Origin of the sequence: Streptomyces sp. SP18BB07, from assembly GCF_036322545.1 — a bacterium.
GTDB lineage: Bacteria > Actinomycetota > Actinomycetes > Streptomycetales > Streptomycetaceae > Streptomyces > Streptomyces deccanensis.
In genome coordinates, this window is sequence record NZ_JAQYWT010000324.1 from 140,606 (window position 1) to 166,326 (window position 25,721).

Below are 25,721 nucleotides of genomic sequence, written 5' to 3' on the forward strand. Positions count from 1 at the left end.
GACAGCGGTCGAAGAGACGCTCACCGCACGGTGATCACCGCCTTTCCCCGGGCGTGGCCCCGCTCCACGTGGCGTACCCCCTCGGCCGTGTCCGCCAGGGGGTAGGTCCGGTCGACGACCGGGGTGAGTGCGCCGGTCCCGATGAGCGTGGTGACGGCGAGCAGGTCGTCGTGGGTCGGTCCGGACGGGGGCGAGGGCAGGATGGGGCGGAGCCGCTGACGGGTGAACAGGTCGGCCGCGCCCAGTCGCGCCATGGAGCCCATCGCCCCGAACACCCGGCCGGGCGAGCCACCGCCGTTGGCCACCAGGGCCCCCGCCGGCGTGAGCGCCCGGCGCAGTCGCCCCAGCGGGTGGTTGCCCACGTTGTCCAGGATCACGTCGTACCGCGTGGGCCCGCCGGTGAAGTCCTCGCGGGCGTAGTCGACGGCGTGCGCGGCGCCCAGTGAGCGCACGAGATCGACGTTGCGCGCGCTGCACACGCCGGTCACCTCGGCCCCCAGGGCCACGGCGATCTGTACGGCAAAGGTGCCGACGCCCCCGCCCGCCCCATTGACCAGCACCCGCTGCCCGGACCGCACCCGCCCGACGGTCCGGATGCCGCGCAGGGCGGTCACCGCTCCCAACGGCACGGCCGCGGCCTGCTCGAACGTGAGGTGCGCCGGCTTGCGCACCAGCAGATCCGCGGTGGTGCACGCGAATTCGGCGAAGGAGCCCGGGCAGAAGCCCATGACCTCGTCACCGGGCCGGAGCCCCCGCACCGCGGCGCCGACCGCCTCGACCTCGCCCGCCGCGTCGATCCCGGCCACCCGGGCCTTCGGCCGGGTCAGCCCCACGACCCCCGACAGCCGCGCCACGTACGGGTCGCCGCGCATCATGTGCCAGTCGTACGGGTTGAGCGCGGCGGCGCGGATCCGTACCAGCACTTCGTCGGCTCCGATCTCCGGGCGGTCGATGTCCGCCAGCCGCAGGATGTCCGGCGGCCCGAACCGCTCCTGAACGATCGCCTTCATCGGTCTCCCCCTTGCCTCACGACGGCCGGGTGCACCTGGTGTACGGCGTACACCCCCTCGAAGGCAAGCTAGGTGTACGCCGTACACCCGTCAAGGGGTTCAGGCGATCGTCGACGGATCAGGGCGCGCCGAGGAGCCTCTCCAGGCCGTCCAGTGTCAGGTCCAGGGCGAACTCGAACTCGAACTGGTCGTCGCAGCCGGAGCCCACGACCGAATCACGGTCGTGGGCGACCGCCATGGCCAGTGCGGTGATGTGGGGGTAGCGCGCGGCCATCTCCTCGGGCGACAGGGCGTCCGGGTCGGGCTCACGGCCGGAGGAGTCCTCGAACAGTTCCTGGGAGAAGCCCAGCAGACGGCTTCCCATGACATGCATCGCGTGATGCGTCAGGTCGAGCGAGAAGCCCCCGGCCCGGAAGATCCCGATCATCGAGTCCAGGTACTCCATGACCACGGGCGTCGGGGTGGTCCGTGACTTGATGCGCGACTCGATGACCTCGGGGGCCCACGGGTGGCGCAGGAGCATACGCCGGGCCGAGAGGACCCGTCCGCGGACGGCGGCCTTCCAGCCGACGCCGACGACCGGGGGGTCGATCTCGCCGACGAGGACGTCGATCATGCCGTCCAGCAACTCGTTCTTGTTCGCCACGTGCTTGTAGAGCGCCATGGGCACGACGCCGAGCGCCTGCGCGATCTTGCGCATGCTCAGCGCGTCGACTCCGCCCTCGTCGGCCAGGGCGACGGCGGTATCCAGAACACGCCCTCTGCTCAAGGGTGTTCGCGGCTGCCCGGCGGGACCCGCCTGCGTACTCGTCTCCACGATCCCCTCTCGTACGGGCGAGGTCGCCACCCGAAGCGGGCCGGCCGGCCGCCCGTCGCCGACGGTACAGCGTGCCGCGATGCCGCCCGAAGTCGCACCGGAACGCACCCCACATGACATCAGCGGATGATCGCACCAGTGGATCCGGTGGCCGAATCTGCTCACTCTCCGGCGGGATTACCACCGACGCTTATCGGACGACTTCACCCATTTCCGATTCCTTCCGAGAACCTCTCGCATCGAGCGGTGAACACCCTTAGTATCTGAATGAACACTGTCGGTGACTGTTCGGCGGCGGTCGCAGGGGGGGGCGGCATGCGCGGGCAGTGATCGAGGACGCCGGTCCCGTCGTGACCGCACCTCACTTCCAGCCCTCGCGCACAGCCGCACACTCCGACAGCTCCCACCGACCCGGACCACTGTGCCCTCGCTCTTCCGCTTCGGCTGCCCCGGCTCCGCCCGCACGGATCCGGGAGCGCGGCCACCGTCCCCATGCCCGTGCGACTGAGCCACCCGAGCCGCACGCGCGACGCAGCGTCTCAAGGACTCGCCCATGACGGACTCATGCATCGGTACCTTCTCGGAACCCTCGGGCTCCTCGGACCCTTCGCTCCCCCCTCTCCCCCGCTCTCGCCCACCGCACCCGGCCTCCTCACCCACGGGCCCTCCGCTCGCCGACGCCGTCGACACCGCGCGCGAGAAGATCGCGATCATCGGAATCGGCTGCCGGCTGCCCGGCGGGGCGTGCGACCACCGGGCGTTCTGGCAGAACCTGGTCGACGGCAAGGACTGCATCACGGCCACCCCGCCCAGCCGTTACGACGTGGCCACCCTGAGCAGCCGGGACCGGGGCAAGCCCGGCCGGCTGGTCGGCGGCCGGGGCGGATACATCGACGGCTTCGACGAGTTCGACCCGGCCTTCTTCGGCATCAGCGGCCGCGAGGCCGACCACATGGACCCGCAGCAGCGGAAACTGCTGGAGGTGTCCTGGGAGGCGCTGGAGGACGGCGGGCAGAAACCGGCCGAGCTGGCGGGCCGTGAAGTCGGCGTCTACATCGGCGCGTTCACCCTGGACTACAAGATCGTCCAGTTCTCCGACCTCTCCTTCGAGACCCTGGCCCCGCACACCGCCACCGGCACGATGATGACGATGGTGTCGAACCGCATCTCGCACTGCTTCGACTTCCGCGGCCCCAGCGTCTCCCTCGACACCGCCTGCTCCTCCTCCCTGGTCGCCGTCCACCTGGCCGCGCAGGGCCTGCTGCGCGGCGAGACCGACCTCGCGCTGGCCGGCGGCACCCTGCTGCACATCGCGCCGCAGTACACGATCGCCGAGACCAAGGGCGGTTTCCTCTCCCCACGGGGGCGCTCCCGCACCTTCGACGCGGCCGCCGACGGCTACGTGCGCGCCGAGGGCGTCGCGGTCGTCGCCCTCAAGCGGCTCTCCGACGCCGTCCGGGACGGCGACCCGATCCACGCCGTCGTCATCGGCAGCGGCGTCAACCAGGACGGCCGCACCAACGGCATCACCGTGCCCAACCCGGACGCCCAGGTCGCCCTGATCGAACGGGTCTGCGCCCAGGCCGGGATCGTCCCCGGCGACCTCCAGTACGTCGAGGCGCACGGCACCTCCACCCCGGTCGGCGACCCGATCGAGGCGAACGCGCTGGCCCGTGCCCTGGCGGTCGGGCGGCGGGCCGGGGACAAGTGCTACGTCGGCTCGGTCAAGACCAACATCGGGCACACCGAGTCGGCGGCGGGTCTGGCCGGGCTGATCAAGTCGGCGCTGGCGCTGAAACACCGGCTGATCCCACCGCACATCAACCTGGAGCGGCTCAACCCCGCGATAGACGCGGCCACGCTCCCGTACGAGATCCCCACCGAGCCCACACCCTGGCCCGCGCACCAGGGACCGGCCAGGGCCGGGGTCAACTCCTTCGGCTTCGGCGGCACCAACGCGCACGTCCTGCTGGAGGCGGCGCCCGCCAGGGAGCCGGAGGCGGAGTCGCACCCGCGGTCACGGCAGCACTCGCAGGGCTCGCTGGAGTCCCGGTGCGCCGAAGAGCCCGTCTGGACCGTGCTTCCGCTCAGTGCCCGGGAAGCCGCCGCTCTGCCGGAGTTGGCCGCCGGCATCCAGGCCGAGCTGGCCGGGGTGCGGGGCGGTACCCCGGCCCGGCCTGCCGACCTCGGCCACACCCTGGCCCATCGCCGCCAGCACCACGGCGCCCGGCTCTCGGTCGTCTACGACTCCCGCGACACCGCCGCCCGCACCTCGCTGGACGAAGCGTTCACCGCGTACCTGCGGGGAGAACCACACCCCCGCGTCCTGACCGACCACCGCCTGGAACCCGGACACCGGCGGCTGTGCTGGGTCTTCACCGGCATGGGCCCGCAGTGGTGGGCGATGGGCCGCCGGATCTTCGCCACCGAGCCGGTCTACCGTGAGGCCGTCGAGCGGTGCGCCGAGCACATCGGCGAGCTGACCGGCTGGTCGCTGACCCGGGAACTCGCCGCCGACGAGGCGGACTCCCGGATGGCCGAGACCTGGCTCGCCCAGCCCGCCAACTTCGCCGTCCAGGTCGGGCTGGCCGCGCTCTGGCGCAGTCGCGGGGTGCGGCCGGACGCGGTCGTCGGACACTCGACCGGTGAGGTCGCCGCCTTCCACGAGGCCGGTGTCTACGACCTGGCCGACGCGGTCAAGGTGGTCGTCCACCGCAGCCGCCTCCAGCAACGGCTGGCCGGTACCGGCGGCATGCTGGCCGTCGCGCTCACCGAGGCCGAGGCCCGCCGGAGGCTGTGCCCCTACGGCGACACGGTGTCGGTGGCCGCGGTCAACAGCCCCGGCTCGCTCACCCTCGCCGGGGACACGGCGGCTCTCGCCGAGCTGGCCGCCACGCTCACCGCCGAGCAGGTCTTCACCCGCCCGCTGTCCGTGGAAGTGCCGTACCACAGCGCCAAGATGGAGCTGATCAAGGGCGAGCTGCTGGAGTCGCTCGCCGATCTCAAGGCCCGTCCGGCCGTGGTGCCGCTGTATCTCACGGGCCGCGAGGGCACCGCCCACGGCACCGAACTGGACGCCGGCTACTGGTGGCACAACGTCCGGGACACCGTCCGCTTCCGCCAGGCGGTCGAACGGCTCACCGACGACGGCTACCGCCTCTTCGTGGAGATCGGCCCGCACCCGGTGCTCGGCCGGTCGATCGTCGAGACGGTCGAGACGCGGGCCGCCGGGACGGCAGGTGACGCTCGAGGCGGGGATACGACGTCCCCCGAGGTGCGCACACTGCCCTCGATCCGGCGTCACGAAGACGAACAGGGCACGTTCACCGCGTCGTTGGCCGCCCTGCACAACCTCGGGGTCGAGATCGACTGGTCGGTGCTGCAGCCGACCGGGCGCGTGGTCCCGCTGCCGCGTCACCCGTTCCGCCGGGACCGGCACTGGGTCGAGCCCCGACCCGTCGCCCAGGTCAGGCGGGGCCGGCTGGACCACCCGCTGCTCGGTCGTCGGCTGCCCGGCGCCGAACCGGCCTGGGAGGCCCGGCTGGACGCCGAGGCACTGCCGTATCTGGAGGACCACCGGATCCAGGGCACCGTGGTCTTCCCCGCCGCCGGGTTCCTGGAGATGGCCGTCCAGGCGGTGCGAACACTGACCGGCGGCACCGACGCCGCCCTCGCGGATGTCGAGCTGCGCAAGGCGCTCTTTCTGCCCGACGGCGAGAGTCGCGCCGTCCACCTCACCCTCTCCACCGAGCAGGGCGGCTTCACCGTGGCCACCCCCGCCGGGGACGGGACGGAGCGGGCCGTGCATGTCGTCGGCACGGTCCGGCCCGGACAACGCCGTCGCCTCGTACGGACGTTGGACGCCGCGGCGATCCGTGGGCGGGCCGTTCGCCGACTGACGGGGCCGGACTGCTACGCGGAACTGGCCGCGCTCGGTTACCACTACGGCCCGGCGTTCCAGGGCATCGAGGAGGTCTGGGTCGGCCCAGGCGAGGCGCTGGCCCGGGTCCGCCCGACGGCGGCGGCCGTGGGCCGGGGCACGGACCATCAGGTGCACCCGGTGGTGATGGACGCCTTCTTCCAGACCCTGCTGACACCCCAGCTGTCGACGACGGCGCAGGTCGGCGCGGGCATCCGGCTGCCGGTCGCCATCGAGGAGGTCCGGCTGGACGCGGTCGGCGACCGGTCGCTCTGGGTGCACGCGACCGTCGTCCGGGACACCGGCACCGAACTCCTCGGCGACCTCGCGGTGTACGACGAGGAGGGCGTGTCGCTCGGCGGGATCACCGGCTTCCGGGCCGCCGACGTCGAGCAGGCCGCCACCGCCGTCGGACCGGCGACCATCGACGGCTGGCTCGCCGAGCCGGTCTGGACGGAGCTGCCGGACGCCCCCGTGACCACCGACGGCGCCGAGTCGGCCGCCGGGGACCAGGGCAACTGGCTGCTGTTGGCCGACCGCCGGGGCGTCGCCGCCGCGCTGGCCGAGCGGATCGCCGCCCGTGGGGGCAGTTGTGCGCTGGTCGTGCCGGGCAGCGGCTACCGGCCCGCCGAGGACGGTCGCCCGGCCACCGTCGAGCCCGGCTCCCCCTACGACCTCGCCCGGCTCCTGGCCGACCGACGCGCCCACGGCCTGCCCGACCCCACCACCGTCGTCCACCTCTGGAACCTCGACCACCCGACCCTGACACCCACCGCCCACCCCCAGACCGACGCCCGCCCCGCCCACCCGGACACCGGCCCCCTGGAGAGCCCCAGCACCGTCGCCTACAGTCTCGTCCCTCTCGCCGCCCTCCTGTCGGCCGAACTGCCCGGCTGTCGGCTGCACATCGTCACCCGGTCCGCGCAGGCCACGATCGTCGGCGAGCACGTCGAACCACTGGGCGCCCCCGCCTGGGGCATCGGCCGGGTGCTGCGGCACCAGGAACTGCCGGGGCACCCCGGAAAGCTGGTCGACCTCGGGCCGGACGGGGAGGCCGGAGCCGAGGCGACCGCGCTGCTGCGCGAGTTCGCGGTCGCCGACGAGGCCGAGATCGCGCTACGCCCCGGCCGCAGGCTCAGCTGCCGGCTGCGCCCCGCCGAGGGACTGAGCCTGCCCCTGCCGCCCAGCCTCCGCCCGGACGCCGCGTATCTGGTGACCGGTGCCTTCGGTGCGCTCGGCAGGCTGCTCTGCCGCACCCTCGTACGGCGCGGCGCCCGTCGGCTGATCCTGGTCGGCCGGGGCCCCCTGCCGCCGCGTGAGCGGTGGCGCGACCTCGACCCGGACGGGCCGCAGGCACAGCGCGTCGCCTTCCTGCGCGAGTTGGAGGCGCTCGGTGCCGAACCGGTCCCGGTGACACTGGACATCACCGACGAGTCCGCGCTGGCCGCCTGGCTGGCCGACCACCGGCGCCTCGATCGGCCGCCGATCCGGGGGGTCTTCCATCTGGCCGGGCAGGTCCGCGACACCCTGGTGGCCGACCTCGACCGGGAGACGTTCGACGCGGTGTACGAGCCCAAGGTGCTCGGCGCCCTGGCCCTGCACCGGCAGCTGGCCGGCGAACCGCTCGACCACTTCGTGCTGTTCGCCTCGATCGCCTCGCTGCTGACCACCGCCGGACAGACCAACTACGCCGCGGGGAACGCCTTCCTGGACGCGCTGGCCCACCACCGCCGGGCGCTCGGTCTGCCCGCGCTGAGCCTCGACTGGGGCCCCTGGGCCACCGGCATGATCGAGGAGCTCGGGCTGATCGACCACTACCGGAACAGCCGGGGCATGAGCTCGTTGGCCCCGCGCACCGGAATGGCCGTGCTGGAACGCGTACTCGGGCAGGACCGGGCCCAGTTGCTGGTCGCCACCGTGGTGGACTGGCCGGTCTTCCTCGCCTGGTACCCGGCCCCGCCACCGCTGGTCGCCGAACTGGCGGCCGCCGCCCGGGAGTCCGCGCCCGCGACCGAGCGGACCGGCCCGTTGGAGGAGCTGCGGGCGGCCGGTGAGGCGGAGCGCCCCGCGCTGCTCACCGAGTGGTTCACCGCGCTGGTCGCCGGGGTGCTCCGGGTACCCGCCGAGCAGATCGCGGCGGACAGCGGGCTCGGCGGCCTCGGCCTGGACTCACTCCTCGCGATGGAGCTGCGGGCCCGCCTCTCCACCGAACTCGGCGCCACCCTCCCGTTGGTGGCGCTGCTCAGCGACGCACCCGTGGCCGAGCTGGTCGCCCAACTGCACGCCGTGCTGGTCGAGTTGCTCGACGAGGAGCCAGCCGGCGCGGACAGCGCCGGCATCGAGCGGTACGAGGACGAGACGGCGTATCCGCTGACGCAGAACCAGAAGGCGCTCTGGTTCCTCAAGCAGCTCGACCCGGACGGCTTCGCCTACAACATCGGCGGTGCGGTCGAGGTCCGGGTGGAGCTGGAACCCGAGCTGATGGCGGTCGCCTTCCGGACCCTGGTCGAGCGGCACCCCGGTCTCCGTGCGAACTTCGTGCTCGACGGCGGCCGGGCGGTGCAGCGGATCTCCGCCTCGGTCGAGCCCGACTTCGGGGTCCTCGACGTCGAGCACCTGGACTGGGACGAGATCCACGCGATGATCGTCCGCGAGTACCGCCGGCCGTACGACCTGGAGCGCGACCCGCTGGTGCGGTTCCGGCTGTTCCGGCGCGGCCCGGCCCGGTGGGTCATCATGAAAGCGGTCCACCACATCGTGTCGGACGCCATCTCCACCTTCACCTTCATCGAGGAACTCCTCGCGGTCTACGAGGGGTTGCGGCGGGGCAGGGCGCCCGAGCTGCCGCCGGTCGCCGCGCGCTACCTGGACTTCCTCAACCATCAGACCGAGTTCCTGGCCGGCCGCGAGGCGTCGCGGATGCTCGACTACTGGCGCGCGCACCTGCCGGCCGAGGTCCCGACCCTCAACCTGCCCGTCGACAAGCCGCGCCCGGCGGTGCAGACCCACAACGGCGCCTCCGAGTTCTTCGTCCTGGACGAGGAACTCAGCGCCCGCGTGCACGCCCTGGCCCGCGAGCACAACGTCACCGTCTTCATGGTGCTGCTCAGCGCCTACTACCTGCTGCTGCACGCCTACTCGGGGCAGGACGACATCATCGTCGGCAGTCCGGTGACCGGCCGCACGGACGAGAGGTTCGCCGGCGTCTACGGCTACTTCGTCAATCCGCTGCCGCTGCACGTGTCGCTGGCCGGTGAGCCGACCGTGGCCGAGTTGCTGGAGCGGGTGCGCACCACCGTGCTGGGCGGGCTGGATCACCAGGAGTACCCGTTCGTGCTGCTGGTGGAGAAGCTGGGGCTGCAGCACGACCCGAGCCGCTCGGCGGTGTTCCAGGCGATGTTCATCCTGCTCCACCACAAGGTCGCCACCGAGAAGTACGGCTACCGCCTGGAGTACATCGAACTCCCCGAGGAGGAAGGGCAGTTCGACATCACCCTGTCCGCGTACGAGGACGAGGCGGAACACCGGTTCCACTGTGTCCTGAAGTACAACACCGACCTGTTCGAACCGGAGACGATGACCCGGCTGGCCGGGCACTACGTCAACCTGCTGGAGGGGCTGACCAGGGCCGTCCCGGAGCGCGCGGCGACCGGGCTGGAGCTGCTCGGCCGCGAGGAACGGGCGCTGGTCCTCGGCAGCTGGAGCGGGGCGGGCCGCCGGGTGCCGTACGGGGCTCCGGTGCACGAGCTGATCCTGCGCGCGGCGGCGGCCGACCCCGAGGCGCTCGCGGTGGTGATGCCGGACGGCTCGAGTGGGACCGTCCGCCTCGCCTACGGCGCACTGGCCGAGCGCTCGGCGCGGGCCGCTGCCCGGCTGCGGGCACTGGGCGCCGGGCCCGGCACCGTGGTGGCCCTCTGCATGGGGAAGTCGCCCGAGCTGATCGTCGCCCTGCTCGCCGCGCTCCGCACCGGCGCCGCCTATCTGCCCCTCGACCCGGCCGACCCGCCCGACCGGCTGTCCCACCTGGTCCGCAACGCCGGAGCCGAACTCGTCGTCGGCGACGACCGGGACCGGCTCGGAGCACTGCCGGCCCGGTTGGTGACCGTGGCCGAACTCCACGCGTCCCCTTCCCCCACGAGCACGGACGAGGCGGACGAGTTCGCCGACGTCCCGGCGGGTCCGGACGACCCGGCCTACGTCATCCACACCTCCGGTTCCTCCGGCCGGCCCAAGGCCGTGCGGGTCTCCCACGGCAACCTGGCCTCGGCGTACCAGGCCTGGCGGGCGGAGTACCGGCTCGACACGGAGGCGCGGGTCCACCTGCAGATGGCGGCCCCCTCCTTCGACGTCTTCACCGGTGACGTCGTACGCGCCCTCTGCTCGGGCGGCTGCCTGGTGCTGGTCGGCCGGGACGTCCTGTTCGACACCGCGCGGCTGCACGAGGTGATGCGCGCCGAGCGGGTGGACACGGCGGAGTTCGTCCCGGCGGTGGTTCGCCTCCTGGTCGAGCACTGCGAACGCTCCGGCCTGCGGCTGGACTTCATGCGGCTGCTGGTGGTCGGCTCGGACCTCTGGAAGGTCGAGGAGTACCAGCGGCTGCGCGCGCTGTGCGGGCCGGGAACCAGGCTCGTCAACTCCTACGGGCTCACCGAAGCCACCGTCGACAGCGCGTACTTCGAGGGTCCGGTGGAGGGGCTGGAGCCCGGCGGGACGGTCCCGATCGGACGGCCGTTCCCCAACAGCGCCTGCTATCTGCTCGATCGGCACGGCCGTCCCGTACCGCCCGGTGTGACCGGCGAATTGTGGATCGGAGGCTCCGGGGTCGCACTCGGCTATGCGGGCGACGAGGAACGGACCGCCCGCCGGTTCACCACCCTGCCGCTGGGCGGCGCCGACGGCACCGAGCCCGTCCGGCTCTACCGCACGGGCGACCTGGCCCGCTGGGACACGGACGGCTGTCTGCATCTGCTCGGCCGGGCCGACGCTCAGATCAAGGTGCGCGGACACCGGATCGAGCCGGGCGAGATCGAGAGCCGGCTCGCCGAGTGGCCCGAGTTGAAGAACGCGGTGGTCACCGTCCGTGCCGATCGCAGCGGCGAGAAGGTGCTCTGCGCCTACTGCGTGCCGGCCCCCGGCCGGACCCTCGACCGGCGCGCGCTCCGTCGCCGCCTGGCCGGCACCCTGCCGACCTTCATGATCCCGACCCACATCACCGAACTGCCCGCGCTGCCCCTCACCGCCAACGGCAAGGTGGACCTGGCCGCGCTGCCCGCCCCGGCGGCCCAGGCGGAGGACCGGGACGCCGAACCACCCACCACCCTCTACGAGATCCGGATGGCCGCGCACTGGCAGGCGCTGCTGGGCATCGAGAAACCCGGTCTGCAGCACGACTTCTTCGAGTCGGGCGGCTCCTCGATCAAGTTGATCGAGCTGATCCACGGCCTGCAGAGCGAGTTCAACATCGCCGTCCCGGTCAGCCGGCTGTTCGAGGTCACCACCCTGCACGGGATGGCGCGGACCGTCGAGCACATCATCACGGGCCGGATCGAGGGCGGTCGGCCCTACCTCTGGTTCAACAGGGAGCAGCCGAGCACCCTCTTCTGCTTCCCGCCGGCCGGCGGCCACGGTCTGGTGTACCGGCAGTTCGCGGCGCACCTGCCGCAGTACCGGCTGGTCGCGTTCAACTACGTGACGGGGGACGACAAGGTCGACCGGTACGCGGACCTCGTGGAGTCGCTCCATCCGGAGGGGCCCTGCGCCCTGCTGGGCTACTCGCTCGGCGGCAACCTCGCCTTCGAGACGGCCAAGGAACTGGAGCGGCGCGGGCGGACGGTGACCCATGTGGTGATCGTGGACTCGCACCGGATCACGGAACCCTTCGACCTCGCCGACGAGCACATCGAGGTGTTCGAGCGCGAGCTCGCGGAACATCTGCGGCGGCACACCGGTTCGGCCGTGGTCGCCGAGGAGACCCGCGCACACGCCCGTGACTATCTGCGGTTCTGCGGCCGTACGCCCAACCTCGGGGCGGTCGCCGCCACGATCGGCGTGATCTCCGACGCCGAGAAGGCGGCGCTGCACGAGGCAGGGCACGACGGTGCCTGGCACGGCAGTTCGACCACCCGGACGACCGTCGTCCAGGGCCTCGGCACCCACGCCGAGATGCTCGACCACGAGTTCGTCGCCCACAACGCCGGGCTCGCCCGGTCGATCCTCGACGCGGGAGCAACCCATGCGCCCTGAGACCGCCCTGCCCTACCCCTTCGAACCCCGTGGCCTCGAACTCCACCCCGCCTACGCCGAGTTGCGCGCCCGGCCGCTGGCCAGGATCAGGATGCCGTACGGCGACGGTGCCTGGCTGGTCACCCGGTACGAGGACGTACGGACGGTGCTGGCCGACCCCCGGTTCAGCCTGGCCGCGGCGATGGGCCGGGACCAGCCCCGGATGCGTCCGGTGGCCCGTACCGGCGCCGGTCTGTTCTCCACCGAGCCGCCCGAGCACACCCGGCTCCGGTCGCTGGTGGCCCGGGAGTTCGGCGCCCGCCGGATCGAGCGGCTGCGGGCCCGGGCCGTCGAGCTGGCCGACGAACTGCTCGACGGGATCGTCGCAGCGGGCCAACCGGCCGATCTGGTCGAGGACTTCGCGATCCCGATGCCGACCACCATCATCTGCCAGGTGCTCGGCCTGCCCGCCGAGGACCACCGGATGCTCTGGGCCTGGGCCGAGACCGTGCTCTCCGCCGTCACGCCCGGCGAGGTGCTCGCCACCGAGGGCCAGGCGTTCATGGACTACATGACGGATGTGCTGGAGCTGCGGAGCCGCGAGCCCGGCGACGACCTGCTGACCACGCTGGTGCGGGCCTGCCGGGAGCGGAAGCTGATCGCCGAGGAGGAGTTGCTCTCCATCGCCTGCGACCTGCTGATCGCAGGCTTCGTCTCCACGACCAACCAGATCGGCAACTTCTTCCATCAACTCCTCTTCAATCCACCGGAGTTGGCCCGGCTGCGGGAGCGGCCGGAGCTGATTCCCAGGGCGGTCGAGGAGCTGATGCGGTACGTGCCGCTGCTCACCGGCTTCAGCCTGCCCCGGTACGCGACCGCCGATGTCGAGCTGGGCGGGGTCACCGTCCGCGCCGGCGAGGCGGTGATGATCGCCACGGCGGCCGCCAACCGCGATCCGGAGGTATTCCCGGAGCCGGAGCGCCTCGTCCTGGACCGCCCGGCCAATCCGCACATCGGCTTCGGCCACGGCGTGCACTACTGCGTCGGCGCCCACCTGGCCCGGCTGGAGCTCCAGGTAGCGATCGAACGGGTCCTGGCCCGGCTCCCCGGCCTGCGGCCGGCCGTCCCCGAGCACGCCCTGCGCTGGAAGGAGGACGCGATGGTGAACGGCCTCCAGTCACTTCCGGTCGCCTGGTGAGCGGGCGCCCGGACCACCACCCGTACGACCGGCCAGGACCACGAGAGACGGGAAGGGCGAGGCAATTGGCACGCCGACGCGAAACCATGATCATCATCGGCGGGGGTCTCGGCGGTCTGTCCACCGGGTGCTACGCCCGGATGAACGGCTACCGGACCCGGATCTTCGAGATGCACGAGATCCCCGGCGGCTCGTGCACCGGCTGGGAGCGCAGCGACTTCACCTTCGACTGGTGCGTCAGCTGGCTGCTCGGCAACGGACCGGGCAACGAGATGTACCAGATCTGGCTCGAACTGGGCGCGCTCCAGGGCAAGGAGATGCGGCACTTCGACGTGTTCAACATCGTCCGGGGCCGGGACGGCCGGGCGGTGCGGTTCTACTCCGACCCCGACCGGCTGGAGGCCCACCTCCTCGCCCTCTCGCCGAGGGACAGCGCGCCGATCCGTGAGTTCTGCGCGGGCGTCCGGACCTTCCGCAAGGCGCTCGCGGTCTACCCGTTCCTCAAACCCGTCGGGCTGATGAGCCGCAGGGAACGATGGCGGATGATGGCCTCGTTCGCCCCGTACTTCGCCACCATCCGCAGGTCGATCACCGTACTGATGACCGACTACGCGCAGCGGTTCCGCGATCCGCTGCTGCGCGAGGCGTTCAACTTCATCCTCTACGAGAAGCATCCGGCTTTCCCGGTGCTGCCGTTCTACTTCCAGCTGGCCTCGCACGCCAACCGGGCGGCCGGGGTGCCCGAGGGAGGCTCGCTGGGTCTCGCCCGGTCGGTCGAGGAGCGCTATCGGGGGCTCGGCGGCGAGATCACCTACAACGCCAAGGTCGAGGAGATCCTGGTGGAGCGGGACCGCGCGGTCGGCGTACGGCTCAGCGACGGCCGGGAGCATCGCGCGGACATCGTGGTCTCGGCGGCCGACGGTCACACCACGGTGATGAAGCTGCTCAAGGGCCAGTACCTGAACGACACCTACCGCAGGCTCTACACCTCGCTCATCGACCAGCCCGGCCAGCTCTCCCCCGGCTACGTCTCCCTGTTCCTGGGGTTGCGCAGGCCGTTCCCGGAGGGCGACCCCTGCACCACCTACCTGCTGACGGAGCGTCAGGCGAGCGAGCTGACCGGGATCCGCTGCCCGTCCATGAACGTGCAGTTCCGCACCCGGCACTACCCGGAGCTGGCACCGCGCGAGTCCACCGTGGTCTTCGCGACGTACTTCTCGGACATCGCGCCCTGGCGGGCGCTGCACCGGGGCCCGGAGCAGTCCTCCCGGGTACGGCGCGGTCAGGAGCTGCACACGCTGCCGGTCAGGCACGGCAAGGAGTATCTGACCGCCAAACGCCGGGTCCGGGCCGGCATCGTCTCCTTCCTCGACGAGCGATTCCCCGGCTTCGCGGACGCGGTGGCCGTCGCCGACGTCTCGACCCCGCTCACCCAGGTCCGCTACACCGGCGTCTACGACGGCACCTTCCCCGGCTGGAACCCGTTCGTGGAGGGCGCGGAGACCCTGGAGGGCGAGATCAGGCGGAGCGGCCCGGTGCTGCCGGGGCTGTCGAACTTCTACCTCTCCGGGGTCTGGGCGACGATCGGCGGCCTGATCCGCGCGGCGGCGGCCGGGCGGCACGTCATGCAGTTCGTCTGCCGGGACGACGGCCTGGACTTCACCGCCGAGATCGACCGGAGCGCGCCACCGCCGACCCACCTGGTCATTCCCGTGGAAGACGCGGCGGCCGTCGAGACAGGAGCCCGGACATGAGGATCGAGAAGTGGGTCGTCCGTGAGCACCTGGGCGGGGTGCCCGACGTCGACCGGATCTACGAGAAGGTGGTCGAGGAGGTCGAGATCGCCCTCCGCCCGGACGAGATGCTGCTGCGCACCCGGTACGTCTCGGTCGACCCGTACCAGAACGGGCTCGCGCTGGAGACGCCGCTCGGCCACCACATGGGCGGGGACTCGATCATGGAGGTGCTGGAGGCGGGTCCGGAGGCCCGGTTCCGGGTGGGCGACCTTGTGCAGGGCTTCGGCGGCTGGCGCAGCCACGTCGTCCACGACGGTGCCGAGGAGGTGTGGCGCACCGGTGTCTTCCCGATGGTCCTCCCGGCCTATCGCCGGCTCGACCCGGACGCGTACGACGAACTGCTGCCCCTGTCCACCGCGCTCGGCGTCATGGGCGCGCCCGGGATGACCGCCTGGGGCACGTTCACCAGGTTCCTGGCCGTGCGCCCCGGCGACACCGTGGTGATCAGCGGGGCGTCCGGCTCGGTCGGCTCCCTGGTGGGCCAGTTGGCGGCACGAGCGGGAGCCGGGCGGGTGGTGGGCACGACCTCCTCCCCGGGCAAGGCCGCGTACCTGCGCGAGCTCGGGTTCGACGAGGTGGTGCTCTACGACCGGGCCGACGACGCGGAGAAGGTGCGGCAGGCGCTGCTGCTCGCCGCCCCCGACGGGGTCGACCGCTACTTCGACAACCTCGGCGGGACGATCACCGACGCCGTGTTCACCATGCTCACCGTGGACAGCCGGGTGGCCGTCTGCTGGCAGTGGGCCACCACGGTGAACGGCGAACTGACCGGACCGCGGCTGCTGCCGTACATCATGTTCCCGCGCACCACGATCCGGGGGATCTTCGCCCAGGAGTGGTTCACGGAACCGCTGTTGTCAGCCATGCACCGGGAGCTGGGCGGCCTGGTCCGCGGCGGTGCGATCCGCTGTCACCAGACCGTCCACCACGGCTTCGACGCCATCCCGCACGCGTACCGGACCCTCTACCTGGACCGGGAGGGAACCCGGGGCAAGGTCCTGGTCGAACTCTGACGGACCGAGGCCGCGGGCAGTTCCACGGTGACGCGGATCCCGCCGGTGGGGCGCGGCGCGACGGTGAGGGTGCCGTCGTGTGCGTGGGCGATGGTCTTGACGATGGCCAGCCCGAGGCCGACGCCGGCGTGGTCGGTGTGGACGCGTTCGGTGCCGCGCCGGAACGGTTCGGCGAGGGTCGAGGCCAGCTCGGCGGTCAGCTTCTCGCCGGTGTTCTCGACGGTGAGCACCACGGCTTCCGGGTGGGCGCCGGCCCGCACGCCGGTGTCCACCCGCACCGCGCCCTGTTCGGGCAGGTTGTGGACGATCGCGTTGTGCACGAGGTTCGTGGTCAGCTGCAGCAGGAGCGTCGGTGATCCGCTGGTGGGCGCGAGGTCACCCCCGGTCTCGATGGTGACGCCGTGCTTCTCCGCGAGGGGGAGGAGGGTCTCGGTGGCTTCTTCGGCCAGGAGGGACAGGTCGACGCGCTCTCGGGTGAAGGACCGCTGCTCGGCGCGGCTGACCAGGAGCAGTGCCTCGGTGAGGTCGATGGCTCGGGCGTTGACGGTGTGCAGGCGTTCGATGAGTTCGCCGGTGTCGTGGTCCGGATCGGCGCGGGCCACGTCGAGGAGTGCCTTCGAGATCGCCAGGGGGGTGCGCAGCTCGTGGGAGGCGTTGGCCGCGAACCTCCGCTGTTCGGCGACGTGCGCCTCGAGCCCGGCGAGCATCGCGTCGAAGGCGTCGGCGAGTTCACGGAACTCGTCCTCGCGGCCCGGCAGCCGGATCCGGTGGGAGAGCGATCCGTCGGTGGCCATGCGGGTGGCGTGGGTGATGCGGGTCAGGGGCGCGAGCATACGGCCGGCGAGGACCCACCCGCCCAGGAGCCCGAGGAGCAGCAGGAACACCAGGACCGCGGCCGCCTTCGGGGCGAAGACGTCCAGGAGGGCGGACCGGACGGGAAAGACGCCGTGCCCGGGCTTGTCGTCGGGGGTGATGAGCATCGCCCGGTCGGGGACGTACCGCAGCAGGAACACCCACACCGCCGCGAGCAGCAGGACACCGGCCAGCATCAGGAACCCGGCGTAACTGAGGGTGAGTCGGACGCGGACGCTCAGCCCTGGGGCCCTATCCACGCCCGTCTCCCTCGCGTCGGGCCTCCGGTCGGGTGTCGACGCGGTAGCCGACGCCGGGCACGGTGGCGATGATCCAGGGTTCGCCGAGCCGCTTGCGCAGGGCCGAGACGGTGATGCGCACGGCGTTGGTGAACGGGTCGGCGTTCTCGTCCCAGGCGCGTTCCAGGAGTTCCTCGGCGCTGACCACACCGCCTTCGGCGGCGACGAGGACGTCGAGGACGGCGAACTGTTTCCTGGTCAGCGCGATGTGGCGGCCGTCACGGTAGACCTCTCTGCGGAAAGCGTCCAGGCGCAGCCCCGCGATCTCCCGCACGGGCGGCCTGCTGTGGGCGCGCCTGCGGTCGAGTGCTCGCAGACGGAGCGCGAGTTCGCGGAGTTCGAACGGCTTCGTGAGGTAGTCGTCGGCGCCGAGTGCGAACCCGGAGACCTTGTCGTCGAGCCGGTCGGCCGCGGTGAGCATGAGGATGGGCATGCCGCTGCCGGAGGCGACGACGCGTTCGGCGATCTCGTCGCCGGACGGTCCGGGGACGTCGCGGTCGAGGACGGCGATGTCGTAGGTGTGGACGCTCAGCAGTTCCAGAGCGGTGTGGCCGTCGCCCGCGATGTCGGCCGCGATCGCCTCCAGACGCAGACCGTCGCGAATGGCCTCCGCCAGGTACGGTTCGTCCTCCACCACCAAGACACGCATGCAACCGAGGCTACGGCCAGGCGCATATCGTCGGCGTATCGAGAACGGCACATCGCCGGCGTATCGAGAACCGCGTATCGCCGGCGTATCGAGAACCGCATACGCGCCCGCAACACCGCGCCGCCTTGACTGGCCGCATGACTCGAACAGTGACCGGTGGTGAGCGGGAACGGGCGACGGCGCGGGTGGGCACGGCGGAGACCGGGCGAGGTGAGGCCGGCCGCCCGGACACCCCCTCCGCCTGGCGGGCGAACCTCCGCCGGGCGACCCGCTTCGGCTCCCGGCCCGAGCACTGGAAGCGCGGCCCGGTCCTCACGGCACTCGCGCTGCTGCTGGGCCTGGTCATGCTGCTGCACGCGGAGATCCCGAACCGGATCGGGAACGTCGGCAGCCTGGTGGAGACCCTCCTGCCGTGGTTCGGCCTGTTCGTCCCGGTGCTGCTGGCCGCGTCGCTCCGGCGCCGCTCGGCCTCGGCGCTGGTCGCGCTGCTGCTGCCGGTCACGGTGTGGCTGAACCTGTTCGGCGGGCTGCTCGGCGACAGGTCCCGGCCGGGCGGCGACCTCACCGTGGTCAGCCACAACGTCGGCGCCGACAACCCCGACCCGGTCGGCACCGCCCGCGCCCTGGCCGCCTCCGGCGCGCAGGTGCTGGCCCTGGAGGAGCTGACCCACGAGGCCAGGGGCACGTACGAGAAGGAGCTGGCGAAGGCGTACCCGCACCACACCGTGCTGGGGACGGTCGGTCTGTGGAGCAAGCTGCCCCTGTCGGACACCCGGCCGGTCGACATCGCGCAGGATGTCGGGCCGCTGGCGGACACCAAACCCTTCGACGTCAAGCTGGCCTACAACCGGGCGCTGCGCACCACGGTGGCCACGGACCGGGGGCCGCTCGCCGTGTACGTCGCCCACCTGGGATCCGTACGGCTGAACCCCAGGGCGGGCTTCTGGACGGAGTCACGGGACAGGAACGCGCGGGCGCTCGGCGAGGCCGTCGCCGCCGAGCGGATCGAACGGGTGGTGCTGCTCGGCGACCTGAACGGCACGACGGACGACCGCGCCTTCGACAAGATCACCTCACGGCTGCACTCGGCGCACACCGAGGCCGGGAACGGCTTCGGCTTCACCTGGCCTGCGACCTTCCCGGTGGCCCGGATCGACCAGATCCTCCTGCGCGGCGTACACCCCCGGAGCGCCTGGCTCCTCCCGCCCACCGCCAGCGACCACCTGCCGGTGGCGGCCACGATCAGCTGGTGAAGTGGCCGCCACGATCAGCTGGTGAACGAGGAACGCGACCGTACGGACCCGGCCCGCAACCGGGTCCGCGGGTCCTAGAAGTGCCGCAGGCGCAGTTGGAACTGGCAGCCGCCGGCGCGGCCGTCGGCGTCGATCTTCACCGTGACCGGGGTGCCGACGAAGCCCGAGCGGTACTGCCCGGCGGGCAGAGCGTCCGGGCACTGGCCCGCGTCGCCGTCGGGGTAGAACTGGACGTCGAGGACGATGTTGCCCGTCACGGTGAAGGTGAGGTCGCACCAGCCCGGCCGACCGTCGGTGTCGAGCCTGACCGCCTGCCCGAACACCTGGATCGGCAGGATCGGCATCGCGTAGGTGCCCTGGTAGTTGCCGCACTGGCCGGCGTCACCGCCGCTGCTGGGCCGCAGGGAGTAGCTGACGGAGGCGCCCGCCAGAGTCCTGTCCGGGTCGTAGACGCCGAACGCCAACTGGCAGCCGCCGGCGCGGCTGTCGGTGTCGAAGCGGATGGCCTGCGTCCAGTCCGGCGAGGCGGTCCACTGCTCGCCCGTCCTCCCACCGCACTGGCCCGCGTCGCCGTCGGCGTTGAACTGGATGCCGAGCTGCGGGGCGGCGGCGCGCGGGGCCTCTTCCGTCGCGTACGCCGCCGTACCGGACAGGCCTGCGACCATGAACGCGCCGGCGGCAAGGGCACCGGCCAGTGATCTCAGACGTCCGGCCATGCGTAATCCGCTCATACGACAGTCTCCTCGACCTTCGTGGGCGCGACGGCTGGTCCCACCGCGCCGCTGTCGTGTACCGACCGGCCGGCACCCCCGGCCGGCCCAGACCGCAGTATCAGGGGCCGACACCCTGGCCGCATCGCCATGAACACGCCAAACCCCGTCGCACTCCAAGAATGACCGAAGGCCGGTTTCGGATGCCTCCGAAACCGGCCCTGATCTGCGACTGTCTCCAGTCGGGACGACAGGATTTGAACCTGCGACCCCTTGACCCCCAGTCAAGTGCGCTACCAAGCTGCGCCACGTCCCGATGCCCGTCTGACCTGGGGTTTCCCCTGGCTGAACGTGCACGGAAACAATACCGCACTCGGGCCGGTGGTCGCGCACGCGTTTCTCGGCGCGAGGGCCGAGGAGGGGGACGCGAGGGTCGAGGAGGGGCGCCCGAGGGGGCCCTCCGACGTCACCGCTTGACCTGAAGTTCGGTCGAGGTTGCAGGCTCTTCCGCATGACGACGACGACGTACGGGTGCACGGACCTGCCCGAGCTGATGGAGCTGATGACGGGCGCGGAGAAGCACGGACCGGCGGCCACCTCGACGCTGGACGTGCTGTGGGTGCTCTACGACCGGGTGCTGCGGGTGGAGCCGGAGCGGCTGGAGGACCCCGAGCGGGACCGATTCCTGCTGTCGAAGGGCCACGGGCCGATGGCGTACTACGCGGTCCTCGCGGCGAAGGGCTTCCTGCCGGTCGAGTGGCTGCCCGGCTTCGGCTCGTACGACTCGCCGCTCGGCCACCACCCGGACCGGGTACTGGTGCCGGGCGCGGAGATCGGCAGCGGCTCGCTCGGGCACGGCCTGCCGATCGCGGTCGGGACGGCGCTCGGGCTGCGGGCCCAGGGCCGGGTCGACCCGGCGGTGTGGGTGCTGGTCGGGGACGCGGAGCTGGACGAGGGCAGCAACCACGAGGCGATCGCGTACGCCGGTCCCGCCGGGCTCGACCGGCTGCACACCGTCGTGATCGACAACTCCTCCGCCAGCCACGCACGGCCGGGCGGGATCGCCGCGCGGTTCGAGGTGGCGGGCTGGTCCGCCGAGACCGTGGACGGACGCGACCACGACGCGCTGCACGCCGCCTTCACCGCGCCGCACCCGGGACGGCCCCGGGTCGTGGTGGCCCGGGTCGAGCCGAAGAACGCCTGAACCCCGCCCCCGGAAACCACGCAACCACCCTGAAAGGACGAGGACTTCATGGACACCATGCGTGACCGTTTCGCGCCCGTCGTCACCGGCATGCTCGACGAGGATCCCCGGATCGCGGTGGTCCTCGCCGAGATCGGCCGGGACGGCTTCGTGGAAGCTACGCGCCGCCATCCGGACCGGGTGATCAACATCGGCATCCGGGAGCAACTGCTGATCGGCGCGGGTGCGGGCCTGGCGCTGGCCGGGATGCGGCCCGTGCTGCACACCTTCGCGAGCTTCCTCGTCGAACGGCCCTTCGAGCAGGTGAAGCTGGATCTGGGGCATCAGGACGTGGGCGCGGTGCTGGTCAGCGCCGCCGCGTCCTACGACTGGCCCGCGGGCGGCTTCACCCACATGGCACCCGGCGACGTGGCCGTCCTGGACACGCTCGACGGGTGGACGGTGCACGTGCCGGGGCATCCCGACGAGGCCGAGACGCTGCTCCGGCACGCGGTCGGCGCGGGCGAGGGCAAGGACGACAAGGTGTACGTACGGCTGTCCGCGCACTCCAACGAGCAGGCACTCCCGGTGGACGGAGAGCGGTTCCTCACCGTGCGGGAGGGGCGCCGCGGGGTCGTCGTCGCCGTCGGGCCCCTGCTCGACGCCGTCCTCTCGGCCACGGAGGGGCTCGATGCGACCGTGCTGTACGCATCGACCGTGCGCCCGTTCGACTCGGCCGCGTTGCGCCGGGCCACCGGCTCGGCCGGCACGGACGTGGTCCTCGTCGAGCCCTACCTGGCGGGCACGTCGACGGCTGCCGCCAACGACGCACTCTCCGATGTGCCGCACCGGGTGCTCGGGCTGGGCGTGGGGCGGCGCGAGCTGCGGCGCTACGGACAGTTGGAGGAGCACGTGGCCGCGCACGGGTTGGACGCGGCCTCGCTGCGGGAACGGATCACGGGGTTCCTGCGGTAGCGGTACACCCGGGGGGCGTCTCAGTCGGCGGCCGGGAGCCCCAACTCGGGGTAGGCGTCGAGGAGTTTGGTCGGTGCCGCCTGGCGCCACGAGTCGGCGAGGACGTCGCGCAGCTCGGCCTCGTCCTCCAGGGCGGACAGCCGCACCCGCACCCAGGCGAACCCCGCCTCGTGGTCGGCGATCCAGAACTTGCCGGGCTCGGCGAGGACCAGTTCGTCGCGCTCCACCTTGGGGCAGCGCACGGCCATGGACGTCTCGTCCTCCGGCAGCGTCGCGAACATCTTCCCCGCCACCCGGAAGGTGGGCATGCTCCAGGCGACCTTCTCCGTACTGTCAGGCAGGGACAGGGCCACACGTCGTACGTCTTCTGCGTCGGGCATGCAACGCACGGTAGCGCTGACCACTGACAACCACCGCCGAGAGGTGACACCGGTACCGACACCGGTACCGACAACCTCGGCGCCGGAGTCGGCGGAACCGGCGCCGGGGCACGCCCCGCGCCTCAGCCGGCCATCTCAGCCGACCATCTCAGTCGGTCACCTCAGTCGGTCACCTCAGCCGGACGCGTACTTCTCACCCCGCCGCCTCCCCCAGCGCCTCCAGCACCTGTCGGATCAGCGGATGCCCCTCCGCGCCACGGCGTACGGCGGCGAAGACGCGGCGCGTGGGGGCCACTCCGTCGACGGGGCGTACGACGACGCCCGTGAGGTCCGTGCCGCGCAGCGCCGAGCGGGGTACCAGGGCGACGCCCGCGTCGGCGGCGGCGAGGGCGACCACGGCGCGGAAGTCGTCGGAGGAGTGTTCGAGGCGTGGTTGGAAGCCGGCGTTCTCGCAGGCCAGGACGACGACGTCATGACAGGGGTTGCCGGGATAGGGGCCGATCCAGGGGTCCTTGGCCAGTTCGGCGAGCGGTACCTCGGCCGCGTCGGCGAGGCGGTGGCTGACGGGCACGACCGCGTCGAACGGCTCGGCGTACAGCGCGACATGGGTGAGCCGGGGGTCGTCGGCGGCCGGCGCGCCCCGGTATTCGACGGCCACGGCGATGTCGACCTGCCGGTCCAGCACCATCGGCAGGCTCGCGTCGCCCTCGGCGTCCTGGACGCGGAGGCGGATGCCGGGCGCGGACACGGCGAGGCGGGCCAGCGCGGGTGCCACGACCTGGGCGATCCCGGTGGCGAAGGAGGCGACCGTGACGGTGCCGGCCTCGCCCGAGCTGTACGCGGCCAGTTCCGCCGCCGCCTGTTCCAGCTGGGCGAGGACCGCGTGGGTGTGGCCGAGCAGGATCTCGCCGGCCGGGGTCAGCCGTACGCCCTTCGCGCCCCGCTCGACCAGACGGTGGCCCGTCTCCTGTTCCAGGGCGGTGAGCTGCTGGGACACGGCGGAGGGGGTGAGGTACAGCGCGGCGGCAGCCGCCGTCACCGTGCGGTGGTCGGCCACCGCACGAAGGATGTGGAGCCGCCGCGCTTCGATCATGGGATCGATTCTCTCAAATGCCCGCTTTCCCCCTGAACCGGTCCGCCCGGACGACCGCCCCGGGCTCCGGCTCAGGCCTCCAGCTCGGCCCGTGCCGCCACGAACGCGTCCACCGCCCGGTGCACGTCCGCCGTCGAGTGCGCGGCGGAGAGCTGGACGCGGATGCGGGCCCGGCCCTGCGGGACGACCGGGTAGGAGAAGCCGATCACATAGACGCCGCGTTCCAGGAGCAGCTCGGCCAGGCGGCCCGCCTTCGCCGCGTCGCCGATCATGACCGGGGCGATGGGGTGGTCGCCGGGGAGGAGGTCGAAGCCCTCCTCGGTCATGCGGCGGCGGAACAGCGCCGTGTTCTCGGCGAGGCGGACGCGCAGATCGTCGGCCGACTCCAGCAGGTCGAGCACCTTCAGGGAGGCCGCCGCGATCACCGGGGCGAGGGTGTTGGAGAAGAGGTACGGGCGGGAGCGCTGGCGCAGCAGGGCGACGATCTCGGCGCGGGCGGCGACGTAGCCGCCGGAGGCACCGCCGAGTGCCTTGCCGAGGGTGCCGGTGATGATGTCGACGCGGTCCATGACGCCGTGCAGCTCGGGGGTGCCGCGGCCGCCGGGGCCAGTGAAGCCGACGGCGTGGGAGTCGTCGACCATGACCATGGCGTCGTGGCGGTCGGCGAGGTCGCAGATCTCGCGGAGGGGCGCCACATAGCCGTCCATGGAGAAGACGCCGTCGGTGACGATCAGCTTGCGGCGGGCGCCGCCCTCGGCGGCCTCCTTCAACTGCCGTTCCAGGTCGGCGAGATCGCGGTTGGCGTAGCGGAAGCGGCGGGCCTTGGAGAGCCGGATGCCGTCGATGATCGAGGCGTGGTTGAGGGCGTCGGAGATCACCGCGTCCTCGGGACCGAGCAGGGTCTCGAAGACACCGCCGTTGGCGTCGAAGCACGAGGAGTAGAGGATCGTGTCCTCCTGGCCGAGGAACGCCGACAGCCGCGCCTCCAGTTGCTTGTGCACCTCCTGCGTACCGCAGATGAAGCGGACGGAGGCCATGCCGTAGCCCCAGCGGTCGAGGGCCTCGTGGGCGGCGGCGATCACCTCGGGGTGGTCGGCGAGGCCGAGGTAGTTGTTGGCGCAGAAGTTGAGGACCTCACCGGGCCGGCCGCCGGCGGTGACCGCGACGGTCGCCGACTGCGGACTGCCGATGACCCGCTCCGGCTTGTGCAGCCCGGCGGCACGGATCTCGTCGAGGGTGGTGCGCAGATCGTCGCGCACGGAGTCGAACATCGGGAACTCCTAGGAGAGGCAGGTGGGTTACGCGGCCCAGTCGAGGATGACCTTGCCGCCGTTGCCGCTCGCCGCGTCCGCGAACGCCGCCTCGTGGTCGCGGTAGCCGTAGCGGCCGGTGATGACGGGGGCGAGGTCGAGGCCGCCCTCCAGGAGCACCGTCATCGCGTACCAGGTCTCGAACATCTCGCGGCCGTAGATCCCCTTGATGGTGATCATGGACGTGACGACGCGGGACCAGTCGACGGCGAATTCCTCGGACGGCAGGCCGAGCATGGCGATCCGGCCGCCGTGGGTCATGTTGGCGATCATGTCGCGCATCGCGGCGGGGTTGCCGGACATCTCCAGGCCTATGTCGAAGCCCTCGCGCAGGCCGAGAGTCCGCTGCCCGTCGGCGATGGTCGACTCCCGCACGTCGAGCGCGAGACTGACGCCGATCTTGCGGGCGAGTTCCAGCCGGTCCTCGCTGACGTCGGTGACCACGACGTGCCGGGCGCCGGCGTGCCGGGCGACGGCGGCGGCCATCAGACCGATGGGGCCGGCCCCGGTGATCAGGACGTCCTCGCCGACCAGCGGGAAGGACAGCGCGGTGTGGACGGCGTTGCCGAACGGGTCGAAGATCGCGGCCACGTCGAGGTCGACGGGGACCCGGTGCACCCAGACGTTGGTCGCGGGCAGGGCCACGTACTCGGCGAAGGCACCGTCGCGGCCGACGCCGAGGCCGACGGTGGCCCGGCACAGGTGGCGGCGGCCGGCGAGGCAGTTGCGGCACTTGCCGCACACGAGGTGGCCCTCGCCGCTGACCCGGTCGCCGACCGCGATGTCGGTGACGGCACGGCCGGTCTCCACGACCTCGCCGACGAACTCGTGGCCGGCCACGAGCGGGGTGCGGATGGTCTGCCGGGCCCAGCCGTCCCAGGCCCGGATGTGCAGGTCGGTACCGCAGATCCCGGTCCGCAGGACCTTGATCAGTACGTCGCCGGGGCCGATCTCGGGCTCCGGGACGTCGACGAGCCACAGCCCGGGCTCCGCCTTCTCCTTGACCAGCGCCTTCACGCTACGGCTCCTGTGGGGTGCGCCC

Annotated in this window: 16 protein-coding genes and 1 tRNA gene; 7 read left to right on the forward strand and 10 right to left on the reverse strand. The window is 72.0% G+C overall.

Features of this window, described 5'->3' with window-relative positions; genetic code table 11:
- Positions 1-20: 20 nt before the first annotated feature.
- The gene (locus tag PUR53_RS24525; protein ID WP_329902276.1) at positions 21-1,010 is read right to left on the reverse strand and encodes an NAD(P)-dependent alcohol dehydrogenase; all 990 of its coding nucleotides are present in this window, start codon (positions 1,008-1,010) and stop codon (positions 21-23) included.
- A 118-nt stretch (positions 1,011-1,128) separates the two neighbouring features.
- Positions 1,129-1,779, reverse strand: coding sequence for a TetR/AcrR family transcriptional regulator C-terminal domain-containing protein (locus PUR53_RS24530; RefSeq protein WP_329902277.1), 651 nt, complete (start codon positions 1,777-1,779; stop codon positions 1,129-1,131).
- Between the two features lie 601 nt (positions 1,780-2,380).
- Here PUR53_RS24530 and PUR53_RS24535 point away from each other — a divergent pair.
- The 4 genes from PUR53_RS24535 to PUR53_RS24550 all read left to right on the forward strand — a co-directional run bounded on the left by PUR53_RS24535 (position 2,381) and on the right by PUR53_RS24550 (position 15,975).
- Positions 2,381-11,989 carry a non-ribosomal peptide synthetase/type I polyketide synthase gene (locus tag PUR53_RS24535; protein WP_329909657.1) on the forward strand — a complete coding sequence of 3,203 codons (9,609 nt, stop codon included), beginning with the start codon at positions 2,381-2,383 and terminating at the stop codon, positions 11,987-11,989.
- Positions 11,979-13,166, forward strand: coding sequence for a cytochrome P450 (locus PUR53_RS24540; RefSeq protein ID WP_329909658.1), 1,188 nt, complete (start codon positions 11,979-11,981; stop codon positions 13,164-13,166). Before PUR53_RS24535 ends, PUR53_RS24540 begins: the two co-directional genes overlap by 11 nt.
- An 86-nt stretch (positions 13,167-13,252) precedes the next feature.
- Positions 13,253-14,920, forward strand: coding sequence for a phytoene desaturase family protein (locus tag PUR53_RS24545; protein ID WP_329902385.1), 1,668 nt, complete (start codon positions 13,253-13,255; stop codon positions 14,918-14,920).
- Positions 14,917-15,975, forward strand: coding sequence for an MDR family NADP-dependent oxidoreductase (locus PUR53_RS24550; protein WP_329902280.1), 1,059 nt, complete (start codon positions 14,917-14,919; stop codon positions 15,973-15,975). The genes PUR53_RS24545 and PUR53_RS24550 overlap by 4 nt, the downstream gene beginning before the upstream one ends.
- Here PUR53_RS24550 and PUR53_RS24555 read toward each other — a convergent pair.
- Complete coding sequence (locus PUR53_RS24555; RefSeq protein WP_329909717.1) at positions 15,927-17,069, reverse strand: sensor histidine kinase; 1,143 nt, start codon at positions 17,067-17,069, stop codon at positions 15,927-15,929. The two genes, PUR53_RS24550 and PUR53_RS24555, sit on opposite strands and share 49 nt — an antisense overlap.
- Before the next feature lie 10 nt (positions 17,070-17,079).
- The gene (locus PUR53_RS24560; RefSeq protein ID WP_329902281.1) at positions 17,080-17,775 is read right to left on the reverse strand and encodes a response regulator transcription factor; all 696 of its coding nucleotides are present in this window, start codon (positions 17,773-17,775) and stop codon (positions 17,080-17,082) included.
- A gap of 137 nt (positions 17,776-17,912) precedes the next feature.
- On the opposite strand from PUR53_RS24560, the gene PUR53_RS24565 reads away from it, so the two are divergent.
- On the forward strand, positions 17,913-19,028 hold the full coding sequence (locus PUR53_RS24565) for an endonuclease/exonuclease/phosphatase family protein (RefSeq protein ID WP_329909659.1): 1,116 nt from the start codon (positions 17,913-17,915) through the stop codon (positions 19,026-19,028).
- 74 nt (positions 19,029-19,102) lie between these two features.
- Here PUR53_RS24565 and PUR53_RS24570 read toward each other — a convergent pair whose 3' ends face one another.
- Both PUR53_RS24570 and PUR53_RS24575 read right to left on the reverse strand, forming a co-directional pair.
- Entirely contained in the window at positions 19,103-19,759 is a 657-nt protein-coding gene (locus PUR53_RS24570; RefSeq protein WP_329909660.1) for a hypothetical protein, read from the reverse strand.
- Positions 19,760-19,980: 221 nt separating this feature from the next.
- Positions 19,981-20,054: transfer RNA gene (locus tag PUR53_RS24575), tRNA-Pro, on the reverse strand.
- 195 nt (positions 20,055-20,249) lie between these two features.
- Here PUR53_RS24575 and PUR53_RS24580 point away from each other — a divergent pair.
- Both PUR53_RS24580 and PUR53_RS24585 read left to right on the forward strand, forming a co-directional pair.
- Positions 20,250-20,942: a transketolase gene (locus tag PUR53_RS24580; RefSeq protein ID WP_329909661.1), complete on the forward strand. Its 693-nt coding sequence runs from the start codon at positions 20,250-20,252 to the stop codon at positions 20,940-20,942.
- 48 nt (positions 20,943-20,990) lie between these two features.
- Complete coding sequence (locus PUR53_RS24585; RefSeq protein WP_329909662.1) at positions 20,991-21,896, forward strand: transketolase family protein; 906 nt, start codon at positions 20,991-20,993, stop codon at positions 21,894-21,896.
- A gap of 20 nt (positions 21,897-21,916) precedes the next feature.
- Here the strand turns inward: PUR53_RS24585 and PUR53_RS24590 are convergent, their stop codons facing one another.
- The 4 genes from PUR53_RS24590 to tdh all read right to left on the reverse strand — a co-directional run bounded on the left by PUR53_RS24590 (position 21,917) and on the right by tdh (position 25,696).
- A complete protein-coding gene (locus PUR53_RS24590) occupies positions 21,917-22,276 on the reverse strand; it encodes an MmcQ/YjbR family DNA-binding protein (protein WP_239758955.1) in 360 nt (119 codons plus the stop codon).
- 193 nt (positions 22,277-22,469) lie between these two features.
- Positions 22,470-23,369: a LysR family transcriptional regulator gene (locus PUR53_RS24595; RefSeq protein WP_329909663.1), complete on the reverse strand. Its 900-nt coding sequence runs from the start codon at positions 23,367-23,369 to the stop codon at positions 22,470-22,472.
- 71 nt (positions 23,370-23,440) lie between these two features.
- A complete protein-coding gene (locus PUR53_RS24600) occupies positions 23,441-24,640 on the reverse strand; it encodes a glycine C-acetyltransferase (protein ID WP_329909664.1) in 1,200 nt (399 codons plus the stop codon).
- Positions 24,641-24,667: 27 nt separating this feature from the next.
- Positions 24,668-25,696 (reverse strand): L-threonine 3-dehydrogenase, encoded by a 1,029-nt coding sequence (tdh, locus tag PUR53_RS24605; RefSeq protein WP_329902288.1) that lies wholly within the window; start codon positions 25,694-25,696, stop codon positions 24,668-24,670.
- Positions 25,697-25,721: the final 25 nt, after the last annotated feature.

Excerpts from the sequence above, each read along its gene's own strand:
- PUR53_RS24525 (WP_329902276.1), bottom strand. The coding sequence starts at position 1,010 with ATGAAGGCGATCGTTCAGGAGCGGTTCGGGCCGCCGGACATCCTGCGG.
- PUR53_RS24535 (WP_329909657.1), top strand. The coding sequence starts at position 2,381 with ATGACGGACTCATGCATCGGTACCTTCTCGGAACCCTCGGGCTCCTCG.
- PUR53_RS24540 (WP_329909658.1), top strand. The coding sequence starts at position 11,979 with ATGCGCCCTGAGACCGCCCTGCCCTACCCCTTCGAACCCCGTGGCCTC.
- PUR53_RS24545 (WP_329902385.1), top strand. The coding sequence starts at position 13,253 with ATGATCATCATCGGCGGGGGTCTCGGCGGTCTGTCCACCGGGTGCTAC.
- PUR53_RS24550 (WP_329902280.1), top strand. The coding sequence starts at position 14,917 with ATGAGGATCGAGAAGTGGGTCGTCCGTGAGCACCTGGGCGGGGTGCCC.
- PUR53_RS24560 (WP_329902281.1), bottom strand. The coding sequence starts at position 17,775 with ATGCGTGTCTTGGTGGTGGAGGACGAACCGTACCTGGCGGAGGCCATT.
- PUR53_RS24565 (WP_329909659.1), top strand. The coding sequence starts at position 17,913 with ATGACTCGAACAGTGACCGGTGGTGAGCGGGAACGGGCGACGGCGCGG.
- PUR53_RS24570 (WP_329909660.1), bottom strand. The coding sequence starts at position 19,759 with ATGAGCGGATTACGCATGGCCGGACGTCTGAGATCACTGGCCGGTGCC.
- PUR53_RS24580 (WP_329909661.1), top strand. The coding sequence starts at position 20,250 with ATGACGACGACGACGTACGGGTGCACGGACCTGCCCGAGCTGATGGAG.
- PUR53_RS24585 (WP_329909662.1), top strand. The coding sequence starts at position 20,991 with ATGGACACCATGCGTGACCGTTTCGCGCCCGTCGTCACCGGCATGCTC.
- PUR53_RS24590 (WP_239758955.1), bottom strand. The coding sequence starts at position 22,276 with ATGCCCGACGCAGAAGACGTACGACGTGTGGCCCTGTCCCTGCCTGAC.
- PUR53_RS24595 (WP_329909663.1), bottom strand. The coding sequence starts at position 23,369 with ATGATCGAAGCGCGGCGGCTCCACATCCTTCGTGCGGTGGCCGACCAC.
- PUR53_RS24600 (WP_329909664.1), bottom strand. The coding sequence starts at position 24,640 with ATGTTCGACTCCGTGCGCGACGATCTGCGCACCACCCTCGACGAGATC.